Annotated in this window: 12 protein-coding genes and 1 tRNA gene; 1 reads left to right on the top strand and 12 read right to left on the bottom strand. The window is 47.0% G+C overall.

Going from position 1 to position 18434, the window contains the following annotated elements; all coding sequences use genetic code 11:
• Positions 1-1080: 1080 nt before the first annotated feature.
• Together G5B06_RS08755 and glgB are read right to left on the bottom strand one after the other, a co-directional pair.
• Positions 1081-1153: transfer RNA gene (locus G5B06_RS08755), tRNA-Thr, on the bottom strand.
• 114 nt (positions 1154-1267) lie between these two features.
• On the bottom strand, positions 1268-3526 hold the full coding sequence (glgB, locus tag G5B06_RS08750; RefSeq protein ID WP_173771778.1) for a 1,4-alpha-glucan branching enzyme: 2259 nt from the start codon (positions 3524-3526) through the stop codon (positions 1268-1270).
• Positions 3527-3741: 215 nt separating this feature from the next.
• On the opposite strand from glgB, the gene G5B06_RS08745 reads away from it, so the two are divergent.
• Positions 3742-4713 carry a carbohydrate kinase family protein gene (locus G5B06_RS08745; RefSeq protein WP_173771776.1) on the top strand — a complete coding sequence of 324 codons (972 nt, stop codon included), beginning with the start codon at positions 3742-3744 and terminating at the stop codon, positions 4711-4713.
• 748 nt (positions 4714-5461) lie between these two features.
• Here the strand turns inward: G5B06_RS08745 and G5B06_RS08740 are convergent.
• The 10 genes from G5B06_RS08740 to tgt all read right to left on the bottom strand — a co-directional run bounded on the left by G5B06_RS08740 (position 5462) and on the right by tgt (position 18235).
• On the bottom strand, positions 5462-6625 hold the full coding sequence (locus G5B06_RS08740; protein WP_173763117.1) for a phosphoglycerate dehydrogenase: 1164 nt from the start codon (positions 6623-6625) through the stop codon (positions 5462-5464).
• Entirely contained in the window at positions 6625-7707 is a 1083-nt protein-coding gene (gene serC, locus G5B06_RS08735; RefSeq protein WP_148444797.1) for a 3-phosphoserine/phosphohydroxythreonine transaminase, read from the bottom strand. The genes G5B06_RS08740 and serC overlap by 1 nt, the downstream gene beginning before the upstream one ends.
• A complete protein-coding gene (gene ilvB, locus G5B06_RS08730) occupies positions 7700-9382 on the bottom strand; it encodes a biosynthetic-type acetolactate synthase large subunit (protein ID WP_148444798.1) in 1683 nt (560 codons plus the stop codon). Before ilvB ends, serC begins: the two co-directional genes overlap by 8 nt.
• A 15-nt stretch (positions 9383-9397) precedes the next feature.
• Positions 9398-11071: a dihydroxy-acid dehydratase gene (gene ilvD / locus G5B06_RS08725; RefSeq protein WP_015527149.1), complete on the bottom strand. Its 1674-nt coding sequence runs from the start codon at positions 11069-11071 to the stop codon at positions 9398-9400.
• Positions 11072-11190: 119 nt separating this feature from the next.
• The gene (leuB, locus tag G5B06_RS08720; RefSeq protein WP_173739278.1) at positions 11191-12276 is read right to left on the bottom strand and encodes a 3-isopropylmalate dehydrogenase; all 1086 of its coding nucleotides are present in this window, start codon (positions 12274-12276) and stop codon (positions 11191-11193) included.
• A 266-nt stretch (positions 12277-12542) separates the two neighbouring features.
• Complete coding sequence (locus G5B06_RS08715; RefSeq protein WP_173771775.1) at positions 12543-13343, bottom strand: TPM domain-containing protein; 801 nt, start codon at positions 13341-13343, stop codon at positions 12543-12545.
• Between the two features lie 13 nt (positions 13344-13356).
• On the bottom strand, positions 13357-14442 hold the full coding sequence (locus G5B06_RS08710; protein WP_022426084.1) for a hypothetical protein: 1086 nt from the start codon (positions 14440-14442) through the stop codon (positions 13357-13359).
• Between the two features lie 84 nt (positions 14443-14526).
• A complete protein-coding gene (locus G5B06_RS08705) occupies positions 14527-15885 on the bottom strand; it encodes an SPFH domain-containing protein (protein WP_173771773.1) in 1359 nt (452 codons plus the stop codon).
• 705 nt (positions 15886-16590) lie between these two features.
• Positions 16591-16905, bottom strand: coding sequence for a preprotein translocase subunit YajC (yajC, locus tag G5B06_RS08700; RefSeq protein ID WP_015527154.1), 315 nt, complete (start codon positions 16903-16905; stop codon positions 16591-16593).
• Positions 16906-17083: 178 nt separating this feature from the next.
• Positions 17084-18235 (bottom strand): tRNA guanosine(34) transglycosylase Tgt, encoded by a 1152-nt coding sequence (gene tgt / locus G5B06_RS08695; protein WP_173771771.1) that lies wholly within the window; start codon positions 18233-18235, stop codon positions 17084-17086.
• Positions 18236-18434 lie beyond the last annotated feature (199 nt).

The raw sequence follows: 18434 nt of genomic DNA, 5'->3' as shown, positions 1-18434 counted from the left end.
TGTCAAGTACTTTTTTCAAGTTTTTTTCAAACATTTTTGAGTTAAGATTTTGTTGCCGTTTTGTCGACGACTTGGATACTTTATCATATCTTCTGTCTTTTGTCAACAGTGAATTTCATTTTTCTGAAATTCTTTTCAATTGTTTGTTTTTCAAAAACAATTATTTGCGACAGCTCAGTTATAATACCACTGGGAGTTATGCTTGTCAACCATAAAATTCAAATTTTTTTGGTTTTTTTGGAAGTTTATCTTAAAGATGCAATTTTTCTTCCCCCATTCGCTGGGTGCGCTACGGCGGTCGCATTTTCAATGCGGTAAGTGCGAGGGAAGGCGATCTCAGAGTTCCGAAGCCCGAACGCCCTCCCTCGCGCTCCCACCCCGTTGGGCACGGAAGGAGTGTTACATCTTCGATGTGTAACACGGTTGACTTTTTTCTGTATTCTGCGGTATTCAGAGTGGGACGCTGTGCCGATCTGGTTCCTGGGTTCTTCGGTATTTATAGTGAGACGCTACGCCGATCTGGTTCCTGGGTTCTTCGGTATTTATAGTGGTACACTGTGCCGATCTAGTTCCTAAATTCTTCTGTATTTATAGTAGAACGCTACGCCAATACAGCTACACTTCAACAATTCCAGGACAGGACGCCCCGCGTCCGCTTCCGTCCCCTGCAAGGGTCTTATCTTTTTTCCTGTCGGTTGGAAATGTCAGCCAGAGGGAGAGGATATCGGTTCGGGCTGTTGCGGAGGAGGGGTGATACAACTTAGGTTCCGGGAGAGGGCGTTATTGCGGCAGGGTCAGCTGTTTGAGCCAACGGCGAGTTCTGGCCCTGCCGCAATGGTTTTAGCCATCTCACGGAATCTTAGTTGTATCCCCCGACGGAGTCCTTGCCCGAGCCGATATCCTCTCCCTCTGGCGTACCTCTTTCTCTCCACCCTCACGGAACCCTAGTTGTATCCCCGACGGAGTCCTTGCCCGAACCGATATCCTCTCCCTCTAGCGTCCGCTTTGCTCTCCGTCTTCACACAAAAAAAATCCGGCATCTTCAGTCACCCCAAAGATACCGGACTCCAATCAGTTATAAGCTGGAAATGAGACTCGAACTCACGACCCCTTCATTACGAGTGAAGTGCTCTACCGACTGAGCTATTCCAGCTTGTGATAAACACAACTGATATTATACCGTATTTTGCAAAAAATGCAAGCACTTTTCCAACAATCCACTCAAATTATTCCTACTACAACTTCCACCCCCTCTGTTCACACCCCATCATTTCTTCCCCGCAGAACTTTTCCTACGAGAAGTCACCTTCTTCACAACCTTCACTGCATCCTTCACAGCAGAAGATTTTTCCACCACCGTCATTTTCGCCTTATCAATACGTTTCCCCTTACTTTTCTCCGTAGTCTTTCTCACAGTTTCTTTCTTCACAATCTTCTTCTCCGGCATGCAGCTAAATACCGCCACACCATAAGCCGGAAGTTTCAGTTTCAGCGAAAACTCCCTGTTGTCACACTCTACATGAACAGCCGCTTTCGCCCGGGCATTCACAGCACCCTGTCCGCCATACTTTCCACTGTCACTGTTAAAAACTTCCTTATATTTTCCTGCAAAAGGCACACCAACCTGGTAACTGTCATAAGACACCGGTGAAAAATTACATACCGCAAGAACCGTCTCCTCCGGTTTCTCTGTTTTACGAAGAAATGCAACCACATTCTCATCATAGCTGGTAAACTGGATCCATTCAAAACCATCTGAATTTCCATCCATCGCATACAAAGCAGGACAAGACATATAAAGTTCATTGAGATCATGGATATACGTTTTCAGTTCTGGCATGATATCTCCATCCGGCGCAGTCATCTTCACACCAGGATGCAGCATCAGATAACCATATGCCGCACGCAGCTGAGCATTCTTCTGCTTGGAAGATCCCGGAAGCTTTTCCAGAAACTCCCTCAGCGTACCCACATCTCTTTTTCCAAGAGTCAGTACATAATGTTCACTGTACGCATACATCATGGAAAGCGTCAGCTGATCATAATAATTCCGTCTTTCCAGGGGCTCCGCTTCCAGATAAGAAAGAAGATCTTTTGTCCAGCCCCCACTCCATTTATAGTCAAATCCCAGATGATCATTTTCCACACTGTCTGTAAGCTGCGGCCATAAGCCATCCTCCTGTGCGATCAGGAGAATGCCCGGATCCTGCTTTTTCACAATCGAATTCAGATGTTTCAGAAACTCCAGTGCCTGAAGATTCTCATTGGAACCATAAAGATTCGGGGTCCACTGTCCTGCTTCTCGTCCGAAATCCAGATACAGCATCGCATCTACATCATCCATACGGAATCCGTCCACATGGAACTCATCCAGCCAGAAAAAGGCATTGGAAATAAGGAAATCCTTGACCATAGGACTTCCATAATTATAAAGCATAGTTCCCCACATTGGATGAACCGCCATAGCCGGGTCCTGCACTTCATAAAGAGGGGTTCCGTCAAATTTCTCAAGTCCGGCATCAAACCGTGGGAACTGTGCCGGTGCCCAGTCCAGAATCACTCCAATCCCAGCCTGGTGAAGATCCTCCACCAGCGCACGAAAATCTGCCGCTGTTCCAAAACGGGTCGTTACCGCATAATACGAAGACGTCGAATATCCGCCTGAGCTCTGGTCAAGATACTCCATCACCGGATGAAATTCCACATGGGTATAACCGGTCTCTTTCAGAAACGCCACCAGTTCACTACTGTTTTTCCACTCTGTTACATCTGTTTCATAAATAGAAACCGGAACTTCACGGCTGGCAAACTTTTCACGTTCCTTCATCCACGCTTCATCCTGCCAGGAAAAATCTCCCAGATCTGTCACTACCGAAATCACTGACGGAGCTCCCTGTGTCCCATTTCCATAAGGATCTGATTTTCGCTGTACATTGCCTCCTTTGATCTTAATCTCATACTGATAGGAAACGCCCGCCTGCACGCCTGGAACAAAAAGTTCAAAAATTCCGGACATTGGCATGCGATGCATCGGAAGGCGTCTTCCATCCCACCGGTCAAAATCACCGACTACACTGACACGGATCGCATTGGGCGCCCAAACAGCAAAATAGGTTCCCTTCACACCGCCACAGATACCTGGATGAGCTCCAAGCTTCTCGTATGCCTTGTAATAAACACCGGCACAGAAAGCTTTTTCCTCCTCTTCCGTGATCTGGCATGGACATTCATAGGCATCATAGAAAGTTTCTTTCATGCTTCCCCTGGTCACACGGAAGCGATATTCCGGAATCCTTTTCAGCGGAAGCATTACCGCATAATAACCGGCCTCATCTTCCAGGATCATAGGATAACTCGTTTTCCCTACAACTACTTCTGCAGCATCCGTTCCCGGAAAAAATCCCTGAATCAGAACACCATCCTCTGTTACCATCGGCTGCATCACATCACGGGGTGACGCCTCCTCACCATAAACAATCGCCTCAATCCGGGGCCAGTCCATATATTCATACGCTTTATCAGCCATAATCGTCTCCTCCGTCATATTTGTTGTTTTATAGACTCAGTTTATCACTTTTTTACTGAAAAATAAAGATAACTGTTCTAATCTTCGCAAAAAGTAATGCATGTAACCGGTAACAGAACAGAAAATAATTCAATTTGGTTCTTCCCAAAATCAGGTTCAACGCTTATAATATGAGACAGAATATGAAACAAATACCCTATCAGGAGGAATCATCAATGGAAAACAAACTGTATGATGTAACAGCTCTCGGCGAGCTTCTGATCGACTTCACAGAAAACGGTGACAGTTCCCAGGGCAATCCTACTTTTGAGGCAAACCCTGGCGGAGCTCCATGTAACGTTCTTGCCATGCTGAACCGCCTTGGCAAAAAAACTGCATTTATCGGAAAAGTCGGAAATGATATGTTTGGCAAACAGCTGAAAGCTGCCGTAGAAGAATGTGGCATCGATACCAGGAATCTTGTCATGGACGATGAAGTTCATACTACCCTTGCTTTTGTACATACTTACCCGGACGGAGACCGTGATTTTTCTTTCTACCGTAATCCAGGTGCAGATATGATGCTGACAAAAGATGAGGTAGATGCCGATCTGATCCGCAATTCCAGGATCTTCCATTTTGGCACGCTTTCTTCCACTCATGAAGGTGTCCGTGAAGCAACCCGCTACGCCCTTGATGTGGCAAAAGAAGCCGGATGTATCATTACCTTTGACCCGAATTTACGCCCTCCACTCTGGAAAGATCTGAACGATGCCCGTAAAGAAATCGAATACGGTATGGAGCGCTGCGATGTACTGAAGATTTCTGATAATGAAGTAGAATTTCTTTTTGATACTACCGATTATGACAAGGGTGCTGCCCTTATTGAAGAAAAATATCATATCCCCCTTGTGCTGATCACACTTGGTAAGGATGGAAGCCGCGCTTATTACCGCGGACGAAAAGTTGAGGCTGCTCCTTTCCTTCAGGAAAATACTATTGAAACTACTGGCGCAGGAGACACCTTCTGTGCAAGCACCCTGAATTATGTGCTGGAACACGGTCTTGAAGATCTCACTGACGAAAATCTTACAGAGCTGCTTACTTTTGCAAATGCGGCAGCTTCTCTTATCACAACAAAGAAGGGGGCACTTCGCGTGATGCCTGCAAGGGATGAAGTTCTTGACTTCATCGCATCCCGCAAGTAGTGTATGTTTTTCTTTTATTGAATTATTTTTTTGTTTATTGGCTTTGAAAAGCTGAGAAAATCGCAGGGGGAGAAAGCACTCGAAGTTACGAAGCCCGTTTTTCTCCCCCTGCACCCCCTCTTTCCGGGCACGTACCGCGGAAGCGGCGCTTCACGCCTGTCCGCCAATTGTTGTGTGTTCTACATATTTTCCCTATTATATCATATATCATATATTTTATTAATAATCTTATCATATAGAAATCTATAGCCAATATCATCATGCATATTATATTTGCATATTATATTTGCATTTGATATCTTTGCATTTAATATCTTTACACTTGATATCTTTACCACTCAAATTCACTTCTACACTATTCCAAAAAATCCGCAGATGTACCCCGCACATCGAGACCTCCCAACGCCCTCCCGCCCACATTCTCGGCTCAACCTTCCGCATCCAATACCATCACATACCTATAACGGCCTCAAGACTTTTTCACTCTCAACAACCCTTCAGGCCGTTCTTCTTCATCGGCTCAACCTTCCGTCCTCATCACCGTCGCATACAGACACAAGTCATCAAAACTCCCGTCCTCCACAACCAAGCACTCCTAAAAAAAAAGCCCGAGGGGTGTGCAGAGGGGCCGCGGCTTTGCGGCCCCTTTGCGATTTTCTTTTTCTCAAAAAAATACTGTGCCCCGTTCGCCAAAAAAAGCAAACGACACACAGTATTTCAAAAAAAGTATTTCTAAGATCTTGTTACTTTACTTAACAACACGCACTCTGTACATACCCTCAATCTCCTTGAGTTCATCCAGTGCCTTAGCAGAAGCTGCACTCTCAAGATCAATAAGAGTATAAGCAAACTCTCCTTTACTCTTATTGGTCATATCCGCAATGTTCAGTCCCTCAGATCCAAGGATCTTAGTAACCTGACTGATCATATTCGGTGTATTACTATGTGCAAGAGAAATTCTTCCAACAGCCACACAAGTACCCATATCACAATTCGGATAATTCACAGAATTCTTAATATTACCATTCTCAAGGTAATCACGGATCTCTTTTACAGCCATCTCCGCACAGTTCTCCTCAGATTCCTCTGTGGAAGCTCCAAGATGTGGTGTTACCAGAATGCCCTCGCGTCCTGCAACTGTCTCGTTGGCAAAGTCCGTTACATATTTCTTAACCTTACCACTTTCAACAGCCTCGATCAGCGCCTCCTCATCAACAAGAAGATCTCTTGCAAAGTTCAGAAGGACTACGCCGTCTTTCATCTTATCAAAAGCTTCTTTGTTGATCATCTTCTTTGTGCTGTCAAGAAGCGGCACATGAATGGTGATGTAATCGCACTGGCTGTAGATCTCGTCCAGGCTCTTGCTGTGTTTGATGGTTCTAGAAAGGTTCCATGCTGCATCGATGGAAAGATATGGGTCATAACCATACACTTCCATTCCAAGACCGCATGCTGCGTTTGCAACCATGGCTCCAATGGCACCAAGACCGATGATACCAAGTTTTTTGCCGCTGATCTCGCATCCTGCGAACTGTTTTTTCTGCTTCTCGGCAAGTTTGCCAATGTGCTCTTTATCTTTCTCCTGTGCAACCCACTCGATACCGCCAACGATATCTCTGGATGCAAGGAGCATACCTGCAAGTACAAGCTCTTTTACACCGTTTGCGTTCGCTCCAGGTGTGTTGAATACAACAACACCTTTCTCTGCGTACTCTTTAACCGGAATGTTATTGACACCTGCACCAGCACGTGCAACCGCGCAAACGCTCTTCGGAAGTTCCATGTCATGCATCTTCGCACTTCTTACGAGGATCGCGTCACACTGGTCTACAGTCTCTGTTTTTTTATAATTGTCGCCAAAAAGTCTCAAGCCTTTTTCAGCGATAGGATTCAGGCAATGATACTGGAACATTATGCATTCTCCTCCTCGAATTTTTTCATGAATGCAACCAGGGCCTCTACGCCAGCTTTTGGCATGGCATTGTAGATGCTGGCACGCATTCCGCCAACAGTACGGTGTCCTTTCAGGTTTACAAGGCCTGCCTCAGTTGCCTCTTTGACAAACTTGGCATCCATTTCCTTGTCACCGGTTACGAACGGTACGTTCATCAGGGATCTGTCTTCTGGAACTACAGTTCCTTTGAAGAGTTTGCTGGAATCCAGATAATCATAAAGGATTTTTGCTTTTTCCTCATTGCGCTGTTTCATCACTTCCAGACCGCCCATTTTCTTCAGCCATTTAAATACTTTTCCGCATACATAGATGCAGTAAGCATTCGGTGTGTTGTAAAGAGAGCCTGCGTCTGCATGTGTCTTATAGGTAAGCATGGTTGGTGTTCCCGGAAGAACATCCTCTGTGATCAGATCTTCACGAACGATCGCGATAACCATACCTGCCGGTCCGATGTTCTTCTGAACACCGCCATAGATAATACCATATTTGCTTACATCCACTGGCTCAGACAGGAAGCAGGAGGATACATCTGCTACCAGAGTCTTGCCTTTTGTGTTTGGAAGTTTTTTGAATTTTGTGCCGTAAATGGTGTTATTCTCACAGATGTATACATAGTCTGCATCCGGGCTGATCGGCAGATCACTGCAGTCCGGGATATAGCTGAAAGTTTTGTCCTCAGAAGATGCGATCTTGTTTGCCTTTCCATATTTCTGAGCTTCCTGATAAGCTTTCTTTGCCCACTGACCTGTTACGATGTAATCAGCAACCCTGTTTTTCATAAGGTTCATCGGGATCATGGCAAACTGCTGGGATGCTCCTCCCTGAAGGAAAAGTACCTTGTAGTTATCCGGGATGTTCATAAGCTCGCGGAGATCTTTCTCTGCAGTATCAATGATTTCCTGAAAAGCTGCACTTCTGTGACTCATTTCCATAACGGACATTCCTGTGCCGTTATAATCCATCATCTCATCAGCTACTTCTTTGAGTACTTCCTCCGGAAGCACTGCCGGTCCGGCAGAAAAATTGTACACTCTACTCATGTTTCTTCATATCCTCCTCGTCAAATACATCATCAAGATTCGCACCAGCCGGTACCATCGGGAACACACTCAGATCCTGATCGATCCAGCAATCCAGAACGACAGGTCCCTCTGCTGCCAGTGCCATCTTAAGTGCAGGTTCCACATCTTCCATCTTTGTCACACGAATGGCTTTTGCACCCAGCGCCTCCGATAATTTTACAAAATCAACGGCGTCATCCAGTACTGTGGAAGAGTATCTCTTTCCATAGAAAAGCGTCTGCCACTGACGCACCATTCCAAGTACATGATTGTTCATAACAATCTGGATCAGCTGTCTACCACAGCGCGCTGCAGTTGCCAGTTCATTCATATTCATACGGAAGCATCCGTCACCTGCTATATTTACAACTGTTTTTTCCGGTCTGCCCATCTTTGCGCCAATTGCAGCGCCAAGACCGTAGCCCATGGTTCCAAGGCCGCCGGAAGTAAGAAGAGTTCTTGGCTCTTTGTATTTATAATACTGTGCCGCCCACATCTGGTGCTGTCCAACCTCTGTGGAGATGATGGCATCACCGTTCGTCAGCTCATAAAGTTTCTCTATAATATACGGACCTGTAAGCTGTGTGTGATCATAATTCAGCGGATATTTTGCTTTCAGTTCCTGGATATGTGCGATCCACTCCGGATGTTCTTTCTCCGGAACTTCCTCAAGAAGGCGTTTCAGCACTTCTTTCACATCTCCGATCACGCTTGCATCCACTTTGATATTTTTGTTGATCTCCGCAGCATCCACATCGATCTGAAGGATTTTTGCATTGTGTGCAAAAGTCTTGGTATTTCCTGTTACACGGTCACTGAAACGTGCTCCAAGAACAATGAGAAGATCACATTCCGTAACACCAAGATCGGAAGTCTTGGTTCCGTGCATACCTACCATACCGGTATAAAGCGGATCCTCACCTGGGAAAGTACCTTTACCCATCAGTGTATCGCAGACCGGAGCCTGGATCCTGTGAGCCAGTTCGCGGACTTCCTGGTCAGCACCGGAGATCACACAGCCGCCGCCTACAAAAATAAAAGGTTTCTTTGCCTCTCTGATCATTTCCAGCGCCTGGTCCATATCTTCTTTGCGGATGTTTTTGATCTCACGGTTAACGGTAGCCGGATGGCATGGCTCGTATTCATATTTCATTCCTGTGATATCCTTCGGAACATCCACAAGAACCGGGCCAGGTCTTCCGCTTTTTGCAATATAAAATGCTCTTCTTAACGTATCTGCAAGATCTTCGATATTCTTTACAATAAAGCTGTATTTTGTCACAGGCATTACGATACCTGCGATATCAACCTCCTGGAAAGAATCTCTTCCCAGGAGTGGTCTTCCTACGTTTGCAGTAATGGCTACCATCGGTACGGAATCCATGTATGCAGTCGCGATTCCTGTTACCAGGTTGGTGGCTCCAGGACCGGATGTTGCCAGGCAGACACCCACTTTTCCGGTAGCTCTCGCATAACCATCAGCAGCATGGGATGCACCCTGCTCGTGGGAGGTCAGTACATGTGTGATCTCATCTTTGTATTCATATAAGGCATCGTAAACATTCAGGATCGCGCCGCCCGGATATCCAAATACGGTGTCAACGCCCTGTTCCTTCAGACATTCTACGATGATCTCTGCACCTGTAAGCTGCATATCTTTCGTTCCTCCTTATTTTGCTTTCGGTACTTCCAGGATCGCACCACGGTTTCCGGATGTTACCATGGAAGCGTATCTTGCCAGATATCCGGTTGTCACCTTCGGCTCTCTTGGCTGCCATTTTTCTCTTCTAGCCTGCATCTCTTCATCTGAAACCTTGATCTCCAATTTCAGCTCCGGAATATTGATGCTGATGATATCGCCTTCCTCAACCAGTGCGATCGGGCCGCCTACTGCTGCCTCCGGTGATACGTGTCCGATAGCGGCTCCTCTGGATGCACCGCTGAAACGTCCGTCGGTGATCAGGGCTACGGAAGAACCAAGTCCCATTCCCACAATAGCAGATGTAGGATTCAGCATCTCTCTCATTCCAGGACCACCCTTTGGTCCCTCGTAGCGGATAACCACAACATCTCCCTCTACGATCTTACCGCCCTTGATGGCAACAATTGCGTCATCCTCGCTGTCAAATACACGTGCAGGACCTTCATGTACCAGCATCTCCGGTACAACTGCAGAACGTTTTACAACACCACCATCCGGTGCAAGGTTTCCTTTCAGTACGGCAAGTCCGCCTGTCTTTGTATACGGATTGTCGATCGGGCGGATAACATCCGGATTCAGGTTTACACAGTTTTTGATATTCTCACCTACTGTTTTTCCGGTTACTGTCATACACTCTGTATGGAGAAGTCCCAGCTTGTTCAGCTCATTCATGACCGCATAGACACCACCGGCCTCATTAAGATCTTCCATGTAGGTCGGGCCTGCCGGTGCAAGGTGGCAAAGGTTCGGGGTCTTCTCACTGATCTCATTTGCAAAGCTGATATCAAAATCCATTCCGATCTCATGTGCGATAGCCGGAAGATGAAGCATACTGTTTGTGGAGCATCCAAGTGCCATATCTACTGTAAGTGCATTTAAAACTGCCTCTTTTGTCATAATGTCTCTTGGGCGGATGTTCCTTCTGTACATTTCCATTACCTGCATTCCTGCATGCTTTGCAAGACGGATACGTTCAGAGTATACTGCCGGGATGGTACCGTTTCCTTTCAGTCCCATACCGAGAACCTCTGTCAGGCAGTTCATGCTGTTCGCAGTGTACATACCGGAACATGATCCGCAGGTCGGGCAGGTTTTGTTCTCGAATTCTTCCAGATCATCTGCTGTGATGGTTCCTGCTGCATAGGATCCTACTGCCTCAAACATACTGGAAAGACTGGTTTTGTGTCCTTTTACATGGCCGGCAAGCATCGGACCGCCGCTTACGAATACAGTAGGAACGTTGATCCTTGCCGCTGCCATCAGAAGGCCAGGTACGTTTTTGTCACAGTTGGGAACCATGACCAGAGCATCGAACTGATGAGCCAGTGCCATGGCCTCTGTGGAATCTGCGATCAGGTCACGTGTTACAAGGGAATATTTCATTCCAACGTGTCCCATTGCGATTCCGTCACATACTGCGATCGCCGGAAATACAACCGGTGTGCCGCCAGCCATTGCAACACCGAGCTTTACAGCATTTACAATTTTGTCAAGGTTCATATGTCCCGGTACGATCTCGTTATAAGAGCTTACGATTCCTACCAGTGGTTTGTCCATTTCTTCCTTTGTCATTCCAAGGGCATTGAACAGGGAACGATGTGGTGCCTGCTGTGTGCCTTTTCTTACGGTATCACTTTTCATTTTTAAGGTCTCTCCTTTTTATTCTTTACGATAGGATCCGGTATCTGTTTATAGACTTCCTCTTCCAGGTACCGTTTTTTTCTGTTCTGTTTCGTTTTCTTCTCTCTGTCCCGCTTTATTTATGCAATGGCATCTGCGATCAGATCGCCCATCTCTCTGGTTCCGACAAGCTTGCATCCGTCAGACATGATATCTCCTGTTCTGTAACCATCTGTAAGAACCTTCTGTACTGCTGCTTCCACAGCATCTGCTTCTTTATCAAGATCCAGAGAATATCTCAGCATCATAGCAGCGGAAAGAATGGTTGCGATGGGGTTTGCCTTGTTCTGGCCTGCGATATCCGGTGCAGAACCATGGCTCGGCTCATAGAGACCAAGCTTTGTCTCATTTAAGCTTGCGGAGGAAAGCATTCCGATGGAACCGGTCACCATACTTGCCTCATCAGAGAGGATATCTCCGAACATGTTTTCTGTAAGGATAACATCAAACTGCTTCGGATCACGTACCAGCTGCATTGCACAGTTATCAACCAGCATATGCTCCAGTGTTACATCCGGATAGTCCTTTGCCACATCCTCCACTACACTTCTCCAGAGTCTGGAAGAATCAAGAACATTGGCTTTATCTACACTTGTAACCTTATTTCTTCTCTTACGTGCGATCTCAAATGCCTTAATGGCAATACGGCGGATCTCATTCTCATTATAAGAAAGAGTATCTACTGCTGTGCGGACTCCGTTCTCCTCAGTAGTCTTTCTTGCTCCGAAGTAAAGACCTCCTGTAAGCTCTCTTACAATGATCATGTCAAAACCATCTCCGATGATCTCATCACGGAGCGGGCATGCATCACGAAGCTCATTGTAAAGATAAGCCGGACGAAGGTTTGCAAACAGGTTCAGCGCCTTACGGATCGCAAGAAGACCTGCCTCCGGACGTTTGGACGGCTCCAGCTTATACCACGGGGATGTCTTGGCATCACCGCCAATGGAACCCATCAGTACTGCATCAGAAGCTTTTGCCTGGGCAATGGCTTCCTCTGTAAGAGGTACTCCGTGAGCATCAATGGATGCCCCTCCTAAAAGAACCTCTGTGTATGAAAATTTATGACTGTATTTCTCACATACTCTGTCTAAAACTTTTTTGGCCTCGGCAACAATCTCCGGACCGATTCCGTCTCCCGGAATCAGGGCAATCTTGTACTCCATTTTATTCACTCCTCCGATTTCCCCTGTGCTGTAAAATTTTAACGCACTGGTGTGGATAATTGTTATTATCATAACGCACTTTTCGACGGATTTCAACCTATTAAATAGATAAAGTTATTTCCGGAATGCAAAAAATAAACGGCAATTCCCTGTTTCTGCCGCCCCAGAGACATACTTTCGCACACAGAAAAAAGAAAAACTGCCCTACCATTCCGGTACAGCAGTCTTTCTTTTTTTATCATATTCTGTTTTTCCTGATGATATTCTCAGAATTTCCCGCTGGAACCACCGAAGGTATCACCGGAAGATGAGGTATGGGTGCTGGAACCACCGTTATTATCCTCATTTTTCGGTTTTGCGGATTTTGATACCGTACTGTAGAGGTAAAAATCATTACTTCTGGTCACATTCATACTGCCCTGCCGCACATAAGAAGCCGCCCGATCCTGTTTTCGCACAGTTTTCAGCTTTCTTCTCATATTTCCGGTTACCAGTAATCCTGCCACAAGCCCCACAGCAAGAGCGATCAGCAGGTTTATCCCAACCGCAAAAGGCTCATCCGGAAGGTTTTCCACATCGTATGGCTCTGCCTCATCTGCCTGCGTGATAAAATCATCGCATTCCGTGGCAAACTTATGAAACGCTTCGTTATAATCACCGTCACTTAAATAAGGCTTCACCTGATCCATGATGTAGGACTGTCCGGCATCCGTAAACACTTCTATCGCATATCCGTGTGTTGCAATGGCCCAGTTACGGTCTCCCATATCCAACAGGAATAAAATACCGTCATCATTTTCCCCCTGCCCATATCCATGGTCAATAAAATAATCCTCCGCATACGCCTGGGCTGTTTTTCCCTCAAGACTGTTAACGGTAACGACCACAACATCTACCTGATCCCGCTCACTGATTTCATCCAGAGTACTGCTCAGGCTCTCCTGCTGCTCTGCATCCAGAAGGCCCGCCTGGTCATCCAGACGGCTTACGGTGCCTGCCCATACCGGAAAAGCACATGCCAGACACAAAAGGATCGATATCAAAAATGCGGATATTCTTTTTTTCATGGCATCCACCTCCCTACAAAGCCCAGATCAGATACAGGATAATATAAGTGATCACACCCACGACCCCCGTTGTTCCCAGGAACCATCGTGCAAAAGCGTTCTTGTCTGTAGGCAGATTTCCCACAAATTTCCCTGTCTGACCATTCATGGCAAATATGTAATTATCACCCTTCCACTTCGTCTGCAGGATCCATACGGGATATAACGCATATTTCGTTGTCCCGTTATGAAGCCGGATACTGGTATTCTCCGGTACCACACTGGCGTATCCTCTCACCGTATCCCGGAATGCAGCCTCTGTGCTGCGGCGGATACGCTCATTGGCACGTTCCTCACACTCGCTGGCTGTCACATCATATTTATCTGCAAAATATCCAGCCAGATACGCAGTCTGAAAATCCACCGCTTCTTTGAAATCAAAAGGCTCTATAGACTCCATCAGATCATTTTCCATGCTGGCAGAGCCATCCACCGGTACATGATCAAAACCAAGAGAACCACTTCTATGTACTGCATAATAGCTGGTCTCCGTATAATCATAATCACTATCGCTCCAGAACCGGGTCTTTGTTGCACGGTAACGGATATCTGCGTCTGCGTCTGTGTCATACAGCCAGAACGGAACGTAGATGCCCTTAACCTCGCTGATATGATTCTCTGACTTAAATGCTTTCGGCAGAAGCCTCTTACCGGTAAGATGCTTTTTCAGCCTCTCCTTTGCCGCTTTCTTGTCCAGCTTAAACGGGATCACATAATCCGGCTTCAGTGCACCGGACAGCTGCCCGGTCATTACCACCGGACTTCCGCAAAACGGGCAGGCCGTTGCTGCCGTATTGGCATCTCCCACGATCTCACCGCCACAGGACTTGCACACATAGGTACGCAGCCCCTCACTCTCCCCGTCCTGCCACTCACTGCCGGCCTCATCCGACCAGCTCATATCCTCAGGCTGCTCTTCCTCCACAGTCTGGGCATATTCCGATAACGTACCAACATCAAACTCCGTATCACAAAACGGACACTTCATCTTCTGCACAGAACTGTCAAACTCTATGGAGCCACCACAGCACGGACACTTAAACTCCTGCATCTTCGCCATATATTCACCTCACTTCATCATTCTGTATCCAACAACCGGCAGGAGTTACCCTGCATTTTGCTCCTGACCATCTCTCTTTCTGATCTATACTGCATCCTCCGGTCCGAACGGATCACCGCACTCCGGGCAGAATTTCGGTGGATTCTCCGGATCTGCCGGTTCCCATCCGCACCTGCTGCAACGATACTGCATCTTCTTCTCCGGCTTCTTCGCTCCGCAGTTCATACAGAACTTGCCTTTATTCACCGTACCGCAGGAACAGGTCCAGCTGTCCTCCACCGGACGCGATGCACCACACTCCGGACAGAATTTCCCCGAAGAAACCGCACCACAACTGCAGGTCCAGGAACCAGCCGCAGCCGCAGCCCCTGCTCCGTTCCCTGCCGGCGAAACCGGCTGCGCTGCCTGCTGCTGTACACTCTGCTGCGCCTGCTGCTTCTGGCCCATCTCAAACAAGTGCTGCGCATTCATACCACCTGCATTAGCAGCCATACCCATGCCCATAAAGCCAGTCATAGCCCCTGCTGAATTAGAAGCCGCAGCCTTCATAGCATCCGCCTGGGCCCCGGTCAGAGTAGCCGCAGCCATAGCAGGATCACGCATCATAGCCGTACGCTGAGCCTGCTTGATCATCTCGGCATCCTCATCCGGCAATGTCACAGAACCAAGTGCCACACTGACTACCTTAAGCCCACGAAGCTCCTCCCACTTGGCAGAAAGCACCTCATTCATGGCATTCTCCAGCTCCGTATTATGAGTCACGATCTGATTCGGACGCATCTCCAGCTCCGAAAGCCTTCCGAAAGCAGGCTGCAGCGCACTGATAAACTCCGCCTTCAGCTGTCCGTCCAGCTCCTCTCTGGTATACTCCCGCTCCACATTTCCACACACATTCGTATAAAAAAGAAGGGGATCCGCGATCCTGTAGGAATAAACACCATGACACCTCACAGCCACATCCACATCCAGCCCGATCCTGGAATCCACAACCCGGAACGGGATCGGATTAGCAGTACCAAACTTGTTATCCACAAGCTCCTTGGTATTAAAATAATACACCCTCTGATCCTTACCCGTATCACCGCCAAAAGCAAACCTCTTCCCGATCGTATCAAAGGTCTTCCTGATTCCGTCACCCAGACTACCTGAAAAAATACTCGGCTCCGTAGAAGCATCATACGTATACTCTCCCGGATCCGCACAAACCTCAACAACCTTTCCCTGCTCCACAATCATCATACACTGACCGTCCGCCACAGCGATCCCGCTGCCGCTGGAAATGATATTATCACTCCCATGCTTATTGGAAGACCTGGAAGAAGACCTCTTCGTCCCCTTCACAACCATCACTTCTTTATCCATAGCCTCACAGTAAAAAAACTCCTTCCACTGATCCGCCAACGTACCACCCGCTGCACCCACAGCCGCTCTGATAAGACCCATAAATCCAACCCCTTTCTGAAAATTCATTCTTATTTACAATTTTACGATATTCCAAAGCCATCGTCACTCTCATTTCTGATAGTAACATCATTATTACACGAATTTTACCAAAAATCCACTTATTTCTATACAATATTACAATTGCCATATTCCCATCACACCCACAATCCTAGCACATCCACACAGTCCGTCTGCGCTGGCATCAAAGGCTATTCTCCCATCACATCCGCAATTCTAGCACATCCGCAACCCCAGGCTGACAGCGCAGCGCCTCAGCCGTCCCCCCCAACCAAACACAAACTCAGCCATTGCAGTCGTCCAGCGCAGCGCTGACGACCCACAACCAACCGTCAAACGACACTATTTCTCACCGGAAGCACCAGCCGGGGAAGGGGATGCTGGATGGCTCTGCTTCTGCAGGAGGGGAGCTGATTCTTGGACGGCGGGAATCTGCGTTGTTTTTCAAAAGTCCGCTGTCTGAGCGGCAGCAGGCCGCGAGTTCGGACTTTTTAAAAACGCTTTTAGCAGATTTTCAGTGTCCTAGAAGCCAGCCCCCGACGAAGCCGCAGACCAGCCAGCATCCCCTTCCCCGGCGTCCCTTCATCCGTTCGTTCGTCCGTTCATCCACATACAAATACAAAAAAAGACACCACGTCACAAAAAACGCAGTGCCTCTCTCATATTCAAGTTATTGCGAAAAAAGCATCAAGCAGAAGCCTGATCAGCCTTCTCAACCTCAGCAATCGCCTGCTTCCTCATAGGAATACGGCAATTCTTATTATTACCAAACTCAACAATAACATCTTCCTCAGTCATATCAATAACAACACCATAAAAACCACTGGTAGTAACAACACTGTCACCAACCTCCATGCTGTTCAACATAGTCTGAGTTCTCTTCTGCTCCTTCTTCTGCGGACGGATCATCATAAAATACATAATTCCAAACAGAACTACGATCCAGACAATACCAAGACCCGCGCTAAGTCCGCCAGCTGCTGCTGTAGATGATGCGATCATTCCAAATTCCTCCTGATAAAATCAATTCTTCTTATGCGGTCACCCGCCGTTTCTGACCTATAGCAGCTCCCGCCACTATAAAAAATGTCACTTCGTACTATCATACACAAAAACCAAAAAACCTTCAAGAGTTTTCTTATAAAATCAAAGTAATTTACGCAAATTTTATAAATAAAAACTACCGGTTCCCGTTAATCTTACCTTCCTCGAACCCTTCCAGACGCATCTTCTTATAAGCCGCAAAATTTCCGGCATCCAGAGCATCCCGGATCTCTTCCATCATATGATTGTAGAAATAAAGATTATGCAGTACACAAAGCCTCATACCAAGCATCTCTTTCGCCTTCAGAAGATGACGGATATACGCCCTGCTGTAATGACGGCAGGTCGGGCACTGGCACTCCTCATCGATCGGTTTGGAATCCAGTTCATACTTCGCATTAAAAAGATTCATCTTGCCATGGTTTGTATATACGTGACCATGACGACCGTTACGGCTCGGATATACACAGTCAAAAAAGTCAATACCTCGCTCAACACCCTCCAGGATATTGGCCGGAGTACCAACGCCCATCAGATACGTCGGCTTGTTCTGCGGAAGATGCGGAACCACCTCATCCAGAATCCGGTACATCTCCTCATGACTCTCTCCAACTGCAAGACCACCAACCGCATAACCGTCCAGATCCATCTCTGCAATCGCCTGTGCATGTTCAATACGGATATCTTCATAAACCGCACCCTGGTTGATACCAAAAAGAAGCTGATCCTTGTTGATGGTATCCGGCAGGCTGTTCAGACGGACCATCTCATCTTTACATCTCTGAAGCCAGCGGGTTGTACGCGCTACAGACCGCTGCACATAATCCCTCTCCGCCACACTGCTCGGGCACTCATCAAAGGCCATGGCAATGGTAGATGCCAGATTGGACTGGATCTGCATACTCTCTTCCGGTCCCATAAAGATCTTGTGGCCATCAATATGAGAGTTAAAATACACACCCTCTTCCTTGATCTTACGCAGCTTTGCCAGGGAAAACACCTGAAATCCGCCGGAATCGGTAAGAATCGGTCTGTCCCAGTTCATAAATTCATGAAGACCTCCAAGCTGTTTTACCACCTTGTCACCAGGACGCACATGAAGATGATAGGTATTGGATAACTGTACCTGCGTACCGATCTCATGAAGATCCACAGTGGAAACCGCACCCTTAATTGCTGCAATTGTTCCTACATTCATGAAAACAGGAGTCTGGATCGTTCCGTGAACCGTCTTAAACTCTCCTCTTTTCGCTCTTCCTTCTGTTGTAATCAGTTTATATTCTGCCATTTCATTCCCCTTCTAAAAAACATTTTGGGTCATCTGGTTCCGGTTCTCTTCCTAAAAAGCAGCCCAAACTGCCTCCTGGCACAGTCACTATCCGGAACTTTTAGTCAATATCATAACACATTTTTTTCTTTCCTGCTACTGATTGTTAAACTTTTACATTGCCATTTTTTAAACGATATCGTATAATATAGAGTATTCG

This window comes from Blautia luti (assembly GCF_013304735.1).
In the GTDB taxonomy this organism is placed as follows: domain Bacteria; phylum Bacillota; class Clostridia; order Lachnospirales; family Lachnospiraceae; genus Blautia_A.
This window is presented reverse-complemented; position numbering and strand designations above follow the sequence as displayed.